This is a genomic window from Variovorax sp. V93 (assembly GCF_041154485.1).
Classification (GTDB): domain Bacteria; phylum Pseudomonadota; class Gammaproteobacteria; order Burkholderiales; family Burkholderiaceae_C; genus Variovorax; species Variovorax beijingensis_A.
Genome location: NZ_AP028670.1, coordinates 420,449 through 437,125 on the forward strand (window position 1 = coordinate 420,449; position 16,677 = coordinate 437,125).

At 68.0% G+C, this 16,677-nt stretch carries 14 protein-coding genes; 9 read left to right on the forward strand and 5 right to left on the reverse strand.

Translation table 11 applies throughout. The features are described from left to right. Positions 1 to 138: 138 nt before the first annotated feature. Genes ACAM54_RS27960 through ACAM54_RS27970 form a run of 3 tightly spaced genes read right to left on the reverse strand, consistent with a single transcriptional unit; the run spans position 139 to position 3,129 of the window. Complete coding sequence (locus ACAM54_RS27960; RefSeq protein WP_369651558.1) at positions 139 to 1,536, reverse strand: sigma-54-dependent transcriptional regulator; 1,398 nt, start codon at positions 1,534 to 1,536, stop codon at positions 139 to 141. After that, positions 1,533 to 2,606 carry a sensor histidine kinase KdpD gene (locus ACAM54_RS27965; protein ID WP_145744252.1) on the reverse strand — a complete coding sequence of 358 codons (1,074 nt, stop codon included), beginning with the start codon at positions 2,604 to 2,606 and terminating at the stop codon, positions 1,533 to 1,535. Before ACAM54_RS27965 ends, ACAM54_RS27960 begins: the two co-directional genes overlap by 4 nt. 7 nt (positions 2,607 to 2,613) lie before the next feature. Next, a complete protein-coding gene (locus ACAM54_RS27970; protein ID WP_145744249.1) occupies positions 2,614 to 3,129 on the reverse strand; it encodes a DUF4395 family protein in 516 nt (171 codons plus the stop codon). A 212-nt stretch (positions 3,130 to 3,341) separates the two neighbouring features. On the opposite strand from ACAM54_RS27970, the gene ACAM54_RS27975 reads away from it, so the two are divergent. The 5 genes from ACAM54_RS27975 to ubiM all read left to right on the forward strand — a co-directional run bounded on the left by ACAM54_RS27975 (position 3,342) and on the right by ubiM (position 7,026). Beyond that, positions 3,342 to 3,710, forward strand: coding sequence for a DsrE family protein (locus ACAM54_RS27975; protein WP_145744247.1), 369 nt, complete (start codon positions 3,342 to 3,344; stop codon positions 3,708 to 3,710). A 16-nt stretch (positions 3,711 to 3,726) separates the two neighbouring features. Then, the gene (locus ACAM54_RS27980; protein ID WP_192325595.1) at positions 3,727 to 4,497 is read left to right on the forward strand and encodes a methyltransferase domain-containing protein; all 771 of its coding nucleotides are present in this window, start codon (positions 3,727 to 3,729) and stop codon (positions 4,495 to 4,497) included. A 149-nt stretch (positions 4,498 to 4,646) separates the two neighbouring features. Then, positions 4,647 to 5,099, forward strand: a complete 453-nt coding sequence (locus ACAM54_RS27985; RefSeq protein WP_192325597.1) for an OsmC family protein — start codon at positions 4,647 to 4,649, stop codon at positions 5,097 to 5,099. Positions 5,100 to 5,129: 30 nt separating this feature from the next. Next, on the forward strand, positions 5,130 to 5,774 hold the full coding sequence (locus tag ACAM54_RS27990) for a hemerythrin domain-containing protein (protein ID WP_192325599.1): 645 nt from the start codon (positions 5,130 to 5,132) through the stop codon (positions 5,772 to 5,774). Between the two features lie 31 nt (positions 5,775 to 5,805). Next, positions 5,806 to 7,026, forward strand: coding sequence for a 5-demethoxyubiquinol-8 5-hydroxylase UbiM (gene ubiM / locus ACAM54_RS27995; protein ID WP_369651557.1), 1,221 nt, complete (start codon positions 5,806 to 5,808; stop codon positions 7,024 to 7,026). Between the two features lie 3 nt (positions 7,027 to 7,029). Here the strand turns inward: ubiM and ACAM54_RS28000 are convergent, their stop codons facing one another. Both ACAM54_RS28000 and ACAM54_RS28005 read right to left on the reverse strand, forming a co-directional pair. Then, on the reverse strand, positions 7,030 to 7,506 hold the full coding sequence (locus tag ACAM54_RS28000) for a bacteriohemerythrin (RefSeq protein ID WP_192325603.1): 477 nt from the start codon (positions 7,504 to 7,506) through the stop codon (positions 7,030 to 7,032). Positions 7,507 to 7,541: 35 nt separating this feature from the next. Continuing rightward, positions 7,542 to 8,192, reverse strand: a complete 651-nt coding sequence (locus tag ACAM54_RS28005; RefSeq protein WP_225613090.1) for a YitT family protein — start codon at positions 8,190 to 8,192, stop codon at positions 7,542 to 7,544. Positions 8,193 to 8,393: 201 nt separating this feature from the next. Here ACAM54_RS28005 and ACAM54_RS28010 point away from each other — a divergent pair, with 201 nt between their 5' ends. Genes ACAM54_RS28010 through narH form a run of 4 tightly spaced genes read left to right on the forward strand, consistent with a single transcriptional unit; the run spans position 8,394 to position 16,671 of the window. Further along, a complete protein-coding gene (locus ACAM54_RS28010; RefSeq protein WP_192325803.1) occupies positions 8,394 to 9,659 on the forward strand; it encodes a nitrate/nitrite transporter in 1,266 nt (421 codons plus the stop codon). After that, positions 9,656 to 11,308 (forward strand): MFS transporter, encoded by a 1,653-nt coding sequence (locus ACAM54_RS28015; RefSeq protein WP_369651556.1) that lies wholly within the window; start codon positions 9,656 to 9,658, stop codon positions 11,306 to 11,308. The genes ACAM54_RS28010 and ACAM54_RS28015 overlap by 4 nt, the downstream gene beginning before the upstream one ends. 27 nt (positions 11,309 to 11,335) lie before the next feature. Then, positions 11,336 to 15,124 carry a nitrate reductase subunit alpha gene (locus tag ACAM54_RS28020; protein ID WP_369651555.1) on the forward strand — a complete coding sequence of 1,263 codons (3,789 nt, stop codon included), beginning with the start codon at positions 11,336 to 11,338 and terminating at the stop codon, positions 15,122 to 15,124. Between the two features lie 14 nt (positions 15,125 to 15,138). After that, positions 15,139 to 16,671: a nitrate reductase subunit beta gene (gene narH / locus ACAM54_RS28025; RefSeq protein ID WP_145744233.1), complete on the forward strand. Its 1,533-nt coding sequence runs from the start codon at positions 15,139 to 15,141 to the stop codon at positions 16,669 to 16,671. The last annotated feature ends 6 nt before the right edge of the window (positions 16,672 to 16,677 follow it).

A 16,677-nucleotide genomic window follows, 5' to 3' on the forward strand; every position in this document is an offset into this window, starting at 1 on the left:
CGGATCGCCGTGTTGCAGTTGGCACTTGTCGTTCATGCGGGCCATCGTGCCGAGACGGCTGCATCTCGCGCGGCCGGCTGTGATCTCCCTCACCTGCCGCAGCAAAAAAAGAAGGCTCGCCGGCCTCCAGCGCACACCTCAGGTCTCGTCGCCACGCACGCCGAGCTGCTTCGCGAGCCGGGAAAGATAGGGCTGCGTCACGCGCAGCCGCTCCGCCGCCCGGGTCTGGTGGCCGCCGGATCTTTCAAGGGCGCGCTGGACGATCAGCCGCCTGGCCGCGGTGACCGCATCGCTGTAAGGCAGGGCGAACAGGTCCTCGATCTCCGTCACCGCCATGGCTGCCGGCGCCACCGGGCCGCCCATGAACTCCTCGGGCAAGTCGCACAGGTCCACCGTCTCGCCGGCCAGCAGCGCGCAGCGCTCCATCACGTTCGACAGCTCGCGCACGTTGCCGGGCCAGGGATAGCGCTCCAGGGCCTGCATGACGTCGTGTGCGAGCCGGGGCGGCGGGCGCGCCGACTCGGCGGCATGCTTGGCCAGCAGCCACTCGGCCAGCGGCAGCACGTCGCCCTGGCGCTCTCGCAACGGAGGAATCCTGATGCTGATCACCTTGAGCCGGTAGTAGAGGTCTTCGCGGAAGGCGCCGGCGCGGATGGCCGCGGCCAGGTCGATGTGCGTGGCGGCAATCACGCGGATGTCCGCGCGATGCGTCCGGTCGCTGCCCAGCCGCTCGTACTCCTTTTCCTGCAGCAGCCGCAGCAGCTTGGCCTGCAGCGCCGTCGGCAGCTCGCCGATTTCATCCAGGAACAGGGTGCCGCCGCGCGCGGCTTCGACGCGGCCCGGGCGCGACCGGTCGGCCCCGGTGAACGCGCCTTTCTCGTGTCCGAACAGCTCGCTCTCGAGCAGCTCGCCCTTCAGCACCGCGCAGTTCACCGCCACGAAAGGCTGTTCGCCGCGCGTGCTGCGAAGATGCAGGGCCCGCGCCACGACCTCCTTGCCGGTGCCGGTTTCCCCCAGCAGCAGCACCGTGGCATGGCTGGGCGCCACGCGGTCGACTGTCTCCGCGACGCGGGCCATGCCGGGATCCGTGCCGCGTACCCACAGGTGCTTGTTCCCGAGCTCCCTGCGCAAGGTGTGGACGTGGCTCTTCAGCCGGCTGGTCTCGAGCGCGCGCCGCACGACGAGCTGGATGGTCGCCGCATCGAAGGGCTTGGCGATGAAGTCGTAGGCGCCGGCGCGCATGGCCCGCACCGCGTTCGTCAGTTCGCCATGCGCCGTGATCACGACGACCGGTGGCGGGGCCGCCAGCGACTGGAGGCTCTCGAGCACCGAGAAGCCGTCCATGCGCGGCATCTCCAGGTCCAGCAGCATCAGGTCCGCCCTGTCGGCGGCCCGCAGTGCTTCGGCCCCGTCCAGCACGTGCTCCACCTCGTGCCCGAGTTCGCGCAGCCGATCGCACAGGATGCGGCCGATGCCGGGGTCGTCGTCCGCGATGAGGATGTGGCTCGCCGGCGAACCCTTGGCGCCGCCGCTCATGCCGCACCCGCGAGCGGCAAGGTCAGGGCGAAGGTACTGCCCTGGCCCAGGGATGTCTGCAGCGCGATGTCCCCGCCGTGCAGCCGCGCGAGGTTCTTGGCGATCGCGAGCCCGAGGCCGGTGCCGGGCGCGCCGCCGCCCGACTGCCCGCGGTAGAAGCGCTCGAACAGGTGCGGCACGTCTTCCGCCGGCACGCCGGGCCCGTGGTCCTCGACCAGGACGCGCCATCCGTCGGGCACGGATTCGGCATGCACGCGCACGCTGGAGTCCGGCCGGCTGAACTTGATGGCGTTGTCCAGCAGGTTGATCAGGATCTGCTTGAGCTTGTCGGGGTCGGCCGGCACGCACAGCGACGGCTCGGCACTCGCCATCTCGAGCCTGACGCCCTTCTGCTGCGCGGCCGGACGCAGCAGCATGAACACTTCGTCCAGCAGCGGGTACAGCGCGACCGGCGTGCGCTGCAACTGGATGTGGCCGGACTGCAGGCGCCCCCATTCGAGCAGCTCGTTCACCACCCGGATGAGCCGGCGGCTGTCGCCTTCGATCATCTGCACGTACTCCTGCTGCGCCTGCGTCAGGCCGCCCGCGAGCCCGTCGCGCAGGTTCTGCGCCGAGCCCAGGATGCCGGTCAGCGGCGTGCGCAGCTCGTGCGACACGTTGGACAGCACGGCCGAGCGCAGCTTGTCGAGTTCGAGCAGCTCGAGATTGGCCGCGGCCAGCCGGACGTTGGCGTCGCGCAGCTCCGCGGTGCGCGCATCGACCTGCGCCGCCAGGCTGTCGTTCTGCTGTTCGATCAGCAACTGCTTGCCGCGCAGTTCCTGGGTCAGGACCATCAGCCGGTGCTGTCCGTGGATCAGGTCGTCGGTGCGCTTGTGGTTGGCCAGGCCCTGCCAGACGACCACCCCCAGCACCATCGCCGCCAGCAGCTTCTGCGGCCAGCCGGAGGGCACCAGCACCAGCGACAGGACCAGCACCACCAGCGCGAAGCTCCAGCCGTTGGACTGCCACGCGTGGCACTGCCTCAGCTGCAGCGTGCACACGCTGCAGCGCCCGTAGGGCTGCGTCTGCACGTTGCGCCTAAGGACGCAGTTCTCGTTGATGGCTGGGGCTTTCGCCGTCGATGGTGAAGTCGGTGAACCCATTGGAGCCTCCCTTCAGCCAGCCCCGGCGGACCAGCCAGTCGCGTCCCAGCACATAGAACCAGCAGCCCGCACAGAAGCCCAGCGTCGGCGCGATCAGGAACGAGGCGGTGGGCACGGCCAGCACGGCGAACCCGACGGTCGGCCAGCCCGCTCCTGCAAGTCCGATCCCGGCGGCCTGCACCACGACCGAGAGCGCGCAGGCGCCGCGCGTCCCGCCCAGGTCGAAGTAGAGATCGCCGATGCGGTGCTCGCCACGGAAACGCACGAGCTGTGCCACCAGGCGCGCCACGGGCACCCAGCGCGGAGACAGCATCTGCAGGAAGGTCAGCACGAAGGTGACGCAGGCGAAGCGCAGGTCCTGCGTGAAGATGGCCGCCACCATGAAACCGGCCTCGGTCAGACGCTGCACCCGCATGCCGGGGCCGAACTGCAGTTCGCGGTCTGTGTCCATGGGGAACCTCCGGCAAAAGTCTAGCCACTACGGCGGGGCGGCGCCAGCGGGTTCGCCATATCCGAAAGGACATGCGCCATGCCTTCCCGTGCATGGGCCTCGCCGCCGCCGCGGCGGCGCGCCGCCCTGTTTCCCTGGGAAAACCGCGCGCGTTCGCGCTGGCATGGCTTTCGCGATAGCAGAAGGCCCCATACCAACCCAAGGAGAACGAAATGGCTGAAGAAAGCAGAGAACTGGTCGTGGTCATCACCCATGGCATCGACCACGAGTTGTCGTCGGTGGGCTTCACCATCGCCAACGGCGGCATCACGGCCGGGCTGAAGGTGGCCATCTTCCTCACCAGCGCCGGCGTCGACGTGGTGCGCAAAAAGGCCGCCGACACGACGCACGTTCGGCCGCTGGATCCGCTGGCGGAGCTGATGCGCGACTTCGTGGCCCGCGGCGGTGCGCTCTACGCCTGCACGCCGTGCGTCAAGTCCCGCGGCTATGAGCAGGCGGACTTCGTCGAGGGCGTGACCATCGCCGGCTCCAGCGTGATCCACGAGCGGCTGCTGCGCGGCGCGGCCACCCTGAGCTTCTGACCCGAGGAGCGGCGCCATGTCTGCCCCAGTCGATCGGGCCGAACTGGAAGGCAAGGTCCAGGCGATGTACCGCGAGGTCGCGGACAACCCCCACGGCGAATTCCATTTCGAGATGGGACGCGCCCTGGCCGAGCGGCTGGGCTACCGGCCGCGCGACCTGGACCGCATCCCGGCCGAAGCCATCCAGTCCTTCGCCGGCGTCGGCTACTACTTCCACCTGCTGGGCGACATGGAAGGGGCGCGCGTGCTCGACCTCGGCAGCGGCTCGGGCATGGACACCTTCATCGCCAGCCTGATCACGGGCCCGACCGGCACCGTGGTCGGCCTGGACATGACCGATTCGCAGCGCGCCAAGGCGGAGTCGCTGCGCCAGCGCGACGGCTTTCGCAATGTCACCTATGTCAAGGGCTACATCGACGCCGCACCGTTCGAGGACGGCAGCTTCGACGTGGTCATCAGCAACGGCGTGATCAATCTCGCCGTCGACAAGCCCCAGGTCTTCCGCGAGATCGCCCGCCTGCTGCGCCCGGGCGGCCGGCTGGCGATCGCCGACATCGTCACGGAGGTGCTGCTGCCCGAGAGCATCAGCTGCAACACCACGCTGTGGGCGGCCTGCATCGGCGGCGCGTGGCAGATCGGGCGCTACCGGCAGGCGATCGAGGACGCCGGCCTGCGCATCGCCGAGGAGCAGGTCAACGACCAATACCGCTTCCTCTCCGACAACGCCCAGGGCGCGACGAAGAAGTTCGGCGTCCGGAGCGTGTCGATCCGGGCCGACAAGGCGTAGCGGGGCCTTCGGGAGGCCCGCGGTCGCATTGAGCGATCCTTGCGCCATGTCAAGGCCGTGTGCCGGCACGGGCTTGACACTGGCCTCGCCATGAAAAACTCGCAGTCCGCTGAACGAACCGGGCCGGCGCAGCGGATGCTGCGCCGTCGATGATGGACGAATCGACCGCTCTCACGCTGACTTGGCGCGAAGCGTACCGGTTCGCCGTCGATTTCGGGCCGTCCGGCGGCGCCGCGCTCCTGACCGACGTGAAGCCGCCGCTCGGAACCGGCGCCGGCCCCGACTCAGAGCAATTGCTGGTGGCGGCGGTGGCCAACTGCCTGTCGTCCAGCCTGCAGTTCTCGCTGCGGAAATTCAGGAACGATGCGGTCCCCATGCGAACGCAGGCCGATGCCGCGCTGGCGCGCAACCCCCAGGGCCGCCTGCGCGTCGCAGGCATCCAGGTCGCCATCCACCTGGGCGTGGCGGCATCCACGCTCAGGCAGCTCGACCGGGCGCTGGCCCAGTTCGAGGACTTCTGCGTCGTTACCCAAAGCGTGCGCACCGCCATTCCGGTCGAGGTGCGCGTGCTCGACGGCAGCGGCGCGTTGCTGACAGCCTGATGAGAGCGAACCCAGCTGCAGGAGTGCGCCATGACCCACGACAGCCTGAACATCATCCGCCATGAGCACCGCGCCCTCTCGGCCATGCTGCGCTCGATCACGCTGCTCCTGCACGGGCACCGGCGCCACGGCACCCTGCCCGACTTCGACGCCCTGCAGGCCATGCTGTTCTACGTCGACGAATTCCCCGAGAAGCTGCACCATCCCAAGGAGAGCCGGCTGCTGTTTCCGAAGCTGCGCGGACGCAGCGTGCAGACCGATGCGGTGCTCGACCAGCTCGACCGCGACCACGCGCACGGCGAGCGCGCCATCCGCGAACTCGAACACGCGCTGCTGGGATTCCGCACGATGAGCGGGACCGTCCAGTGCGAGATGCGGCGCGACAAATTCGAACAGCTGATGCGGCACTACGCCGACTTCTACCTGGCCCACATGCGCGTCGAGGAAACCGAGATCCTGCCGCTCGCCGAGTCGGTGCTCGACGCCGGCGAATGGGCCGAACTCGATGCCGCATTCCTTACGAACCGCGATCCGCTCGCGGGCCACGAAGCCGACGAAGCCTACAAGCCGCTGTTCCGCATGATCGTCGGCGCGCTGCAGGACCACGGCAACGTCGGCTCGGTGCTCGAGGCCTTCGCAGGCGCCGCGCTGCCGGTGTACCCGCCGAATCGCTGAGCGCCCCCCTTCTCATCTTCACAGGAAACTCATGCCGCAAGATCTTGACGCACTCATCGTCGGTGCAGGACCGGCCGGGCTGGCCCTGGGCATTGCCCTGGCCGACGCCGGCTTCACCGCCACCGTGCTGGACGCGCAGCCGCGCGAGGCGCTGGCGGCCCCGGACGAGGACGGCCGGGACATCGCGCTGACCCACGCCAGCGTGGCCACCTTGCGCGCCCTGGGCCTGTGGCAGCGCCTGCGGCCCGAGGAAATCGGATGCATCCGCGAAGCGCGCGTCATCGACGGCGACCGGCAGGACTGCGCGCTCAGCTTCTCGCCGCGCGGCCGCGACACCGAAGTGCTGGGCTGGATCGTGCCGAACCATGCGCTGCGCCGCGCCAGCTTTGCAGCCGCCATGGAACGCCCGGCGCTGCGGCTGCTCGATCGTGCGCAGGTGCTTCGCGTCGCCACCGAGCCCGGCCACGTGCAGCTGGATGTCCAGACCTCGCCGGGCCTGCCGCAGCAGCTGCAGGGCCGGCTGCTCGTCGCGGCCGACAGCCGCTTCTCCTGGTCGCGCAAGCAGCTCGGCATCGCGGTCGACATGCACGATTTCGGCCGCGTCATGATCGTCTGCCGGATGCAGCACGAGCTGCCGCATCACGACGTGGCCTACGAGTGCTTCGGCTACGAGCGCACGCTCGCGGTGCTGCCCGCCGTGGGCAATGTCTCGTCGGTCGTGGTGACCGCCGACACCGCGGCCGCCGAGCGGCTGATGCAATTGTCCGAAAGCGAATTCGCGGCGCTCGTCGAACGCCAGTTCCGCAGCCGCCTGGGACGGATGCAGCTGATCGGCAAGCGCTTTCCCTATCCCCTCGTTGCCGCCTATGCCCGGCGCTTCGTGGGCCAACGCAGCGCGCTGGTCGGCGATGCCGCCGTCGGCATGCACCCCGTCACGGCCCATGGCTACAACCTCGGTCTGCAGAGCATTGCCTCGCTCGTCCACGCGCTCTGCGAAGCCCGCGCGGCCCAGCGGGACATCGGTGCCGCCGAGGTGCTGGCGGGCTACGAGCGCGCACACCGCCGGGATGCGGCGCCGATCTACCACGGCACGAATGCGGTCGCGAGACTCTATGCCAGCACCGGGGCACCGCAGCGCCTCGTGCGGCAACTGCTGCTTCGGGGCGCGCAGCATCTGCCGCCGCTGAAGGCGGCGATCACCGCGCGGCTCACGGGCCGGGGTGGGCTGCAACTGCCCGGGGCCGCGGCCTAGGGTTCAGCGCGGCAAAGCGTGCTGTCCGGCGCGCCGCAGCGGTGGCCGCGCCGCAAAGTCAACGCGCGGCTGGGCACCAGCGCTCTTGCGGCCGGACCGCTGCGTGCGCAGATGGCGCGCCAGCGGTGCATCCATGGTGCGGACATGCCGTTCGTACCAGTCCCGCAACTGGCACGCCATTTCCCGAACCTGTGCAAGCCGCCCCTCGGTGGCGTGCACCGCGCCTTCGCGCATCACCTCCAGCACCACGCGATGCTGGGCCGCGTGGTCCTTGCGCCACGCGAAGCCGGAGGCCCGCATCCAGATGTCTTCGCACGCGAAGTGCTCCGCCGCATACGCGAGCAGCTCGCGCCAGGCGCCCGGCAGCGCGGCGTCTGCCGCCTCGTCCACGCGCGCCAGGCGCCAGGCGAATCGCTCGCGGGCCCGGTCCATGAAAGGCAGGCCCAGCGGCATTGCATCGGATCGGTCCAGCACAGCCATGCGATTTCCTCTGAAGAAAGAGCCGGGTCGCGAGCCTATCGGGGGCCGGCGTCAGGTTCCTTGAACTCGCGCAACGATGGGGCACCCGGCCGGTGGTTCCACATCAGGACCAGGTTCACCATCACGGCCGAGACGATCGACCAGCCGACCCGGACCGGTTCGACGAGGGCGAAGGCCGATGCAACGATTGCCGCGTCGCATGCCATCTGCACGGCGCCTGCGCTCCAGCCGTAGCGGCGCTGCAGGAACAGCGCCAGCACGCCGAAGCCGCCGAGGCTGGCGCCGTGGCGGAACAGCACGAGCAGGCCGATGCCGATCAGCAGGCCGCCGGCGACGGCCGCGAACAGCGGATGTGCCGGGTGCACGCCGAGCGCCTTTCCGATGCCCTCGACGCTGAGCGACAGCCCGGCAACGACAAGCAGGGTCTTCCAGGTGAACCGCAGCCCGAAGGCGCGCCAGCCGAGCGCGATGAAAGGCAGGTTCACGATGAGCAGGGTCCACCCCAGGGACCACCCCGAGGCGTAGTTCAGCAGGAACGCCAGGCCGGGAAGGCCGCCCGTCAGCAGATGGGCGCTGCGAAGCATGGCCAACCCGAGCCCGACCAGCAGGATGGCCGTGCCGAATCCCTGCGCATCGTCCAGCAGCGGATATCGCCGTGCGGCCTGGATGTGCGGGCTTTGATCCATATGGTTCCCAGTGTGGGCCCGCGCGGCGCTGCCGGCCTTGCGCCAGAACAAGGTTCTGCACGCCGCCGCGGCGCTTGATGTGGATCAAGCCGCCCGGAAAGCCCGCTTCTAAGCTCCGGGCAACCTTCCAGGAGTCCCATCGTGCAGCAGCGCGCCACCGCATCCAGCCAAGATTTTTCGCCCCCGTCGGTACGCCAGGCCGTGCCTGCGAAAGCCTGGCGCGTGCTGGCAGTGAGCACGCTGGCGTTCACCGTCTGCTTCATGGTCTGGATGATGTTCGGCGTGATCGGCATCCCGATCCGCAAGGCGCTCAACCTCAACGCGACCGAGTTCGGCCTGCTGACCGCGATGCCGGTGCTCACGGGCTCGCTGGTGCGCGTGCCGCTCGGCATCTGGACCGACCGCTTCGGCGGGCGCATCGTCATGACGCTGCTCATGGCCTGCACCGTGCCGGCCATCTGGCTGATGTCCTACGCCACGCAGTACTGGCACTTCATCGTGCTGGGCATGTTCGTCGGCCTCGCGGGCGGCTCCTTCTCGGTCGGCACGCCGTACGTGGCGCGCTGGTTTCCGCGCAGCCGGCAAGGCTTCGCGATGGGCATCTACGGCGCCGGCAACTCGGGCGCGGCCGTCAACAAGTTCGTGGCGCCGGCCATCGTGGTGGCCTTCGGCTGGGCCGTGGTGCCGCAGGTCTACGCGGCGATCATGCTGGGCACCACCGTCCTGTTCTGGATGCTGAGCGCCAGCGACCCCGCGCATCTGGTGGGCAAGAGCGTCGGTTTTTCCGAGCAACTCAAGGCGCTGAAGGACCCGCGGGTGCTGCGCTACTGCCAGTACTACAGCATCGTGTTCGGCGGCTATGTCGCCATCTCGCTGTGGATGGTGCAGTACTACGTCGGCGAATACGGCCTGGACATCCGCATCGCCGCGCTGCTGGCCGCCTGCTTCTCGCTGCCGGGCGGCGTGCTGCGCGCCGTCGGCGGCTGGCTGTCGGACAGGTTCGGCGCGCACAGCGTCACCTGGTGGGTGATGTGGGTGTGCTGGATCTGCCTGTTCCTGCTGAGCTATCCGCAGACCGATCTCACGCTGCTCACGGTGAACGGACCGCGCACCTTCCACATCGGGCTGAACGTCTACAGCTTCACCGCGCTGATGTTCGTGCTGGGCATTGCCATGGCCTTCGGCAAGGCCAGCGTCTTCAAGTACATCAGCGACGACTATCCCGCCAACATCGGCGCGATCAGCGGCGTGGTGGGGCTTGCCGGCGGCCTGGGCGGCTTCGTGCTGCCCGTCATGTTCGGCGCGCTGATGGACCTCACCGGCATCCGCTCCAGCGCCTTCATGCTGATGTACGGCGTCGTCTGGGTCTCCCTCATCTGGATGTACTGGACCGAAGTGCGCGCCACCCAGGTCATGGGCGGCGTGCGCGCACGGACCTCGAATCTCAACCTGGAAACCAAATCATGAGCACCAGCACCATCGTCGTTCCCCCGGGCACGACCGGCGGCCGCGCCGACATCGCCGACTGGCGTCCCGAGGACGAACAGTTCTGGGAAAGCACCGGCCGGCACGTGGCATGGCGCAACCTGTGGCTGTCGGTGCCTGCCCTTTTGTGCGCCTTCGCGGTCTGGGGCATGTGGGGAATCATCACCGTGCAGATGAACAACCTGGGCTTCCCCTTCACCCAGGCCGAACTGTTCACGCTCACCGCCATCGCGGGCCTGGCCGGTGCCACCATGCGCATCCCGGCCGCGTTCCTGATCCGCCTGGCGGGCGGGCGCAACACCATCTTCCTGACCACGGCGATGCTGCTGGCGCCGGCCATCGGCACCGGCATCGCGCTGCAGCACAAGGAGTGGCCGCTGTGGGTGTTCCAGCTCATGGCGCTGTGGTCGGGCGTGGGCGGCGGCAACTTCGCCAGCTCCATGTCCAACATCAGCACCTTCTTTCCCAAGCGCCTGCAAGGCACGGCGCTGGGCCTGAACGCGGGCATCGGCAACTTCGGCGTCACGACCATGCAGATCGTCATTCCGCTGGTGATGACCGTGGGCCTGCTGGGCAGCATCGGCGGCGAGCCCATGACGCTGCTCAAGGACAGCGGCTGGATCCTGGGCAAGATCACCGCCGGCACGCCCACCTGGATCCAGAACGCGGGCTTCGCCTGGGTGCTGTCGCTGGTGCCGCTGTCGATCCTGTGCTGGTTCGGCATGAACAACCTGAACACCGTCTCGCCCGATACCGGCGGCGCGATCCGGGCCTTCATGAAGATCACCTGGCTCTACACGCTGTCGTTCGCCCCGGCGATCGCGGGCCTGTACCTGTACCTGCCGGCGCCCACGGGCCTGGGCCTGCTCAACATGTGGGTGGCCATGCCGCTGATCATCGTGGTCACGCTGTTCACCATGAAGCTCGCCGCGTTCGGCACGATGAAGGAAAACATCGCCAAGCAGTTCGAGATCTTCCGCGACAAGCACACGTGGTCGATGACGGCGTTGTACATCGTGACCTTCGGCTCCTTCATCGGCTTCTCGATGGCGCTGCCGCTGTCGATCGCGGTGATCTTCGGCATCAGCCACGTGCCCGACGCGGCCGGCGTGCTGCAGCACACGCTGAAGAACCCGAACGCGCCTTCGGCCTTCACCTACGCCTGGATCGGTCCCTTCGTCGGCGCGCTGATCCGCCCGGTGGGCGGCTGGATCTCGGACAAGGTGGGCGGTTCGATCGTCACGCAAGTGATCTCGGCGGTGATGGTGGTGGCCTCGGCCGCCGTGGGCTACGTGATGCTGCTGGCCTACAGCTCGCCGCAGCCGGAACAGTATTTCCTGCCCTTCATGCTGTTGTTCGTGCTGCTGTTCGCAGCCAGCGGCATCGGCAACGGCTCCACCTTCCGCACCATCGGCGTGATCTTCGACCGCGCCAAGGCCGGCCCGGTGCTGGGCTGGACCTCCGCCATCGCCGCCTACGGCGCATTCATCGCGCCGGTGGTCATCGGCGCCCAGATCAAGGCCGGCACGCCCCAGTACGCGATGTACGGCTTTGCCGTGTTCTACGCGCTGTGCCTCGTTCTCAACTGGTGGTTCTACCTGCGCCGCGGCGCCTACGTGAAGAACCCCTGAGCCAATCGATTCAACGAAAGACAAACGATGAGCCACTTTCTCGACCGCCTGACCTACTTCGCGCAGGCGCGCGAATCCTTCGCCGATGGCCACGGCCAGGTCACCGGCGAAGACCGTACCTGGGAGGACGCCTACCGCACGCGCTGGGCGCACGACAAGATCGTTCGCAGCACGCACGGCGTGAACTGCACAGGCTCCTGCTCGTGGAAGATCTACGTCAAGGGCGGCATCGTCACCTGGGAAACGCAGCAGACCGACTATCCGCGCACCCGCTGGGACATGCCCAACCACGAGCCGCGCGGCTGCGCCCGCGGCGCCAGCTACAGCTGGTATCTGTACAGCGCCAACCGCGTCAAGTACCCGATGGTTCGCGGCACGCTGCTCAAGGCCTGGCGCGAAGCGCGCAAGACGCTGGCGCCCGTCGAGGCCTGGGCTTCCATCGTGCAGGACGAGGCCACGCGCCACAGCTACCAGAGCGTGCGCGGCCTCGGCGGCTTCGCGCGCTCGGGTTGGGACGAGGTCAACGAGATCATCGCGGCCAGCAACATCCACACCATCCGCCGCTACGGACCGGACCGCATCATCGGCTTCTCGCCGATTCCCGCCATGTCGATGGTGAGCTACGCCGCGGGCAGCCGCTACCTGAGCCTGATCGGCGGCGTGTGCATGAGCTTCTACGACTGGTACTGCGACCTGCCGCCGGCCAGCCCGCAGGTGTGGGGCGAGCAGACCGACGTGCCGGAATCGGCCGACTGGTACAACTCCAGCTACATCATCGCCTGGGGCTCCAACGTGCCGCAGACGCGCACGCCGGACGCGCACTTCTTCACCGAGGTGCGCTACAAGGGCGCCAAGACGGTCGCGATCACGCCCGACTACTCCGAAGTCGCCAAGCTGTCGGACCTGTGGATGCATCCGAAGCAGGGCACCGATGCCGCGGTCGCGATGGCCATGGGCCACGTGATCCTCAAGGAGTTCTACTTCGACAGGCGCACCGCGTACTTCGACGACTACGCGCGCCGCTACACCGACCTGCCGATGCTGGTCATGCTCAAGGAACACACCCTGCCCTCGGGCGAAAAGGTCATGGTGCCCGACCGCTACGCGCGGGCCTCGGACTTCGACGACCGGCTCGGGCAGCCGAACAATCCCGAATGGAAGACCGTCGCGCTGGCCGAGGACGGCCGCGTGGTGGTGCCGCAGGGCGCCATCGGCTTTCGCTGGGGCGCGGACGGCCGCGCCGATGCCGGGCAGTGGAACCTCGAGGCCAAGGAGGCGGAGCACGGCGGCGACGTGAAGCTCACGCTGTCGCTGCTCGACGGTGCAAGCACGGCAACGCAGACGGCGCAGATCGGATTTCCCTACTTCGGCGGCATCGAGAGCGCGCACTTCCCGAACAACGCGCAGAGCGACGTGCTGGTGCGCACGGTCCCGGTCCAGCGCATTGCGCTTGGCGCGGAAGGCCAGAGCGCGCTGGTCGCCACGGTGTTCGACCTGCAGGCGGCCAACTACGGCGTGGCGCGCGGCCTGCCGGGCGAGCTGGCGGCCGCCAGCTATGACGACGACGCGCCCTACACCCCGGCCTGGCAGGAAAAGATCACCGGCGTGCCGCGCGACCAGGTCATCACCGTGGCGCGCGAGTTCGCGGCCAACGCCGAGAAGACGCACGGCAAGTCGATGGTGATCATCGGCGCGGCCATGAACCACTGGTACCACAGCGACATGAACTACCGCGGCGTCATCAACATCCTGATGATGTGCGGCTGCATCGGCCAGAGCGGCGGCGGCTGGGCCCATTACGTGGGCCAGGAAAAGCTGCGCCCGCAGACCGGCTGGACCCCGCTGGCCTTCGCGCTCGACTGGATCCGTCCGCCGCGGCAGATGAACTCGACGAGCTTCTTCTACGCCCACACCGACCAGTGGCGCTACGAGAAGCTCGGCATGGAGGAAGTGCTGTCTCCACTGGCCGACAAGGCCGAATTCGCGGGCACGATGATCGACTACAACGTGCGCGCCGAGCGCATGGGCTGGCTGCCGTCGGCGCCGCAGCTGAAGACCAACCCGCTGCAGGTGGCGCGCGACGCGCAGGCCGCCGGCATCGACGGCGCGGCCTACACGGCGAAGGCATTGAAGGACGGCACGCTGCGCATGAGCTGCGAAGACCCGGACCACCCGTCGAACTGGCCGCGCAACATGTTCGTGTGGCGTTCCAACATCCTGGGCTCCTCGGGCAAGGGGCATGAATACTTCCTCAAGCACCTGCTGGGCACCACGCACGGCGTGCAGGGCAAGGACCTCGGGCCCGACGACGCCAAGCCGACCGAAGTGGTCTGGCACGACAAGGCGCCCGAAGGCAAGCTCGACCTGCTGGTGACGCTCGACTTCCGCATGAGCACGACCTGCCTCTACTCGGACATCGTGCTGCCGACCGCCACCTGGTACGAGAAGAACGACCTCAACACCAGCGACATGCACCCCTTCATCCATCCGCTGTCGACCGCCGTCGATCCGGCATGGCAGGCGCGCAGCGACTGGGAAATCTACAAGGGCTTCGCACGTACCTTCAGCGCCCTGTGCCCGGGCTATCTGGGCGTCGAGAAGGAAGTGGTGCTCACGCCGCTGATGCACGATTCGCCCGCCGAGCTCGCGCAGCCCTTCGGCGTGGCCGACTGGAAGCGCGGCGAGTGCGAGCTCATCCCCGGCAAGACCGCGCCGCAGATCGCGGTCGTGGAGCGCGACTATCCGAACCTCTACAAGCGCTTCACCGCGCTGGGCCCGCTGCTCAAGAAGATCGGCAATGGCGGCAAGGGCATCGGCTGGAACACGGAAGTCGAGGTCGACGAACTCGGCAACCTCAACGGCCGCGTCACCGATGCCGGCGCCACGCAGGGCATGCCGAGCATCGACACCGACATCGACGCCTGCGAGGTCGTGCTGCAACTGGCGCCCGAAACCAACGGCCACGTGGCCGTGAAGGCGTGGGAGGCGCTGGGCAAGCAGACCGGGCGCGACCACACGCACCTGGCGATCTACCGCGAGGACGAGAAGATCCGCTTCCGCGACATCCAGGCGCAGCCGCGCAAGATCATCTCCTCGCCCACCTGGAGCGGCATCGAGAGCGAGAAGGTCTCCTACAACGCGGGCTACACCAACGTCCACGAGCTGATCCCATGGCGCACCCTGACGGGCCGCCAGCAGTTCTACCTGGACCATCCGTGGATGCGCGCCTTCGGCGAAGGCCTGGCGGTCTACCGCCCGCCGGTCGACCTGAAGACCACCAAGGACATCCACAACATCCGCAGCAACGGCAACAAGGAGATCCAGCTCAACTTCATCACGCCGCACCAGAAGTGGGGCATTCACTCCACGTACACCGACAACCTGCTGATGCTCACGCTGAACCGCGGCGGCCCGGTGGTGTGGCTGTCGGAGGACGACGCGAAGAGCGCCGGCATCGTCGACAACGACTGGGTCGAGCTGTTCAACATCAACGGCGCCATTGCGGCGCGCGCGGTGGTGAGCCAGCGCGTCAATCCGGGCATGGTGATGATGTACCACGCGCAGGAGAAGATCATCAACACGCCGGGCTCCGAGATCACCGGTACGCGCGGCGGCATCCACAACTCGGTGACCCGCATCGTGCTGAAGCCCACCCACATGATCGGCGGCTACGCGCAATTCAGCTACGGCTTCAACTACTACGGAACCATCGGCACCAACCGCGACGAGTTCGTGGTGGTGCGCAAGATGAACAAGGTCGACTGGCTCGACACGCCTGCGGACGTAGCCACCGTGCCCGCCGCGGCGGCGGCTTGAACGAGGTACCCACGATGAAAATACGCGCGCAAATCGGCATGGTCCTGAACCTGGACAAGTGCATCGGCTGCCACACCTGCTCGGTCACCTGCAAGAACGTCTGGACCAGCCGGCCCGGCGTCGAGTACGCCTGGTTCAACAACGTCGAGACCAAGCCCGGCATCGGCTACCCCAAGGAATGGGAGAACCAGGGCAAGTGGCAGGGAGGCTGGGTGCGCAAGCCGGACGGCTCGATCGAGCCGCGCCAGGGCGGCAAGTGGAGTTTGCTCATGCGCATCTTCTCCAACCCCAACCTGCCGCAGATCGACGACTACTACGAGCCCTTCACCTTCGACTACGAGCACCTGCAGTCGGCGCCCACCATGAAGGCGCCGCCGACGGCGCGCCCGCGCAGCCTGATCACCGGCAAGCGCATGGAGAAGATCGAGTGGGGCCCGAACTGGGAAGAAATCCTCGGCGGCGAGTTCGCCAAGCGCAGCAAGGACGCCAACCTCGACAGCTTCGACGCCGTGCAGAAGGAGATGGTCGGCCAGTTCGAGAACACCTTCATGATGTACCTGCCCAGGCTGTGCGAGCACTGCCTGAACCCGGCGTGCGTGGCCTCCTGCCCCTCGGGCTCGATCTACAAGCGCGAGGAAGACGGCATCGTGCTGATCGACCAGGACAAGTGCCGCGGCTGGCGCATGTGCGTCTCGGGCTGCCCCTACAAGAAGATCTACTACAACTGGCAAAGCGGCAAGGCCGAGAAGTGCATCTTCTGCTATCCGCGCATCGAGGCCGGCCAGCCCACCGTCTGCTCGGAAACCTGCGTCGGGCGCATCCGCTACCTCGGCGTGGTGCTGTACGACGCCGACCGCATCCAGGAAGCGGCCAGCGTGCCGGACGAGAAGGACCTCTACGAGGCCCAGCTCGGCATCTTCCTCGACCCGCACGATCCGGAAGTGATCGCGCAGGCCCGGCGCGACGGCATCCCCGAGGCCTGGCTCGAAGGCGCCCGGAACAGCCCGGTCTACAAGATGGCGATGGAGTGGAAGGTGGCGCTGCCGCTGCACCCCGAGTACCGCACGCTGCCGATGGTCTGGTACGTGCCGCCGCTGTCGCCCATCACCGCGGCCGCCAACGCCGGGCATGTGGGCGCCAAGGGCGCGATTCCCGACGTCACGCAGATGCGCATCCCGGTGCAGTACCTGGCCAACCTGCTGACCGCGGGCGCCACCGAGCCGGTGATCCGTGCGCTCGAGCGCATGCTGGCCATGCGCACCTACCAGCGCGGCAAGCATGTCGACAACTTCGCGGACCCGGCCGTGCTGGCGCAGGTCGGCCTGAGCGCCGCGCAGGTGGAAGAGATGTACCAGGTGATGGCCATCGCCAACTACGAGGACCGCTTCGTCATCCCCACGACGCACCGCGAGTACGCCGAGAACACCTTCGACATGAAGGGCGGCTGCGGCTTCTCGTTCGGCAACGGCTGCTCCGACGGCAGCTCCGAGACCAGCCTGTTCGGCGCCGCCAAGCGCCGCACGATTCCGATCCATGCCAAGGTCTGACGCCGG

Coding starts and splice junctions, on each gene's coding strand:
- ACAM54_RS27960 (WP_369651558.1), bottom strand. CDS start 1,536: ATGAGCGGCGGCGCCAAGGGTTCGCCGGCGAGCCACATCCTCATCGCG.
- ACAM54_RS27970 (WP_145744249.1), bottom strand. CDS start 3,129: ATGGACACAGACCGCGAACTGCAGTTCGGCCCCGGCATGCGGGTGCAG.
- ACAM54_RS27975 (WP_145744247.1), top strand. CDS start 3,342: ATGGCTGAAGAAAGCAGAGAACTGGTCGTGGTCATCACCCATGGCATC.
- ACAM54_RS27980 (WP_192325595.1), top strand. CDS start 3,727: ATGTCTGCCCCAGTCGATCGGGCCGAACTGGAAGGCAAGGTCCAGGCG.
- ACAM54_RS27985 (WP_192325597.1), top strand. CDS start 4,647: ATGATGGACGAATCGACCGCTCTCACGCTGACTTGGCGCGAAGCGTAC.
- ACAM54_RS27990 (WP_192325599.1), top strand. CDS start 5,130: ATGACCCACGACAGCCTGAACATCATCCGCCATGAGCACCGCGCCCTC.
- ubiM (WP_369651557.1), top strand. CDS start 5,806: ATGCCGCAAGATCTTGACGCACTCATCGTCGGTGCAGGACCGGCCGGG.
- ACAM54_RS28000 (WP_192325603.1), bottom strand. CDS start 7,506: ATGGCTGTGCTGGACCGATCCGATGCAATGCCGCTGGGCCTGCCTTTC.
- ACAM54_RS28005 (WP_225613090.1), bottom strand. CDS start 8,192: ATGGATCAAAGCCCGCACATCCAGGCCGCACGGCGATATCCGCTGCTG.
- ACAM54_RS28015 (WP_369651556.1), top strand. CDS start 9,656: ATGAGCACCAGCACCATCGTCGTTCCCCCGGGCACGACCGGCGGCCGC.
- ACAM54_RS28020 (WP_369651555.1), top strand. CDS start 11,336: ATGAGCCACTTTCTCGACCGCCTGACCTACTTCGCGCAGGCGCGCGAA.
- narH (WP_145744233.1), top strand. CDS start 15,139: ATGAAAATACGCGCGCAAATCGGCATGGTCCTGAACCTGGACAAGTGC.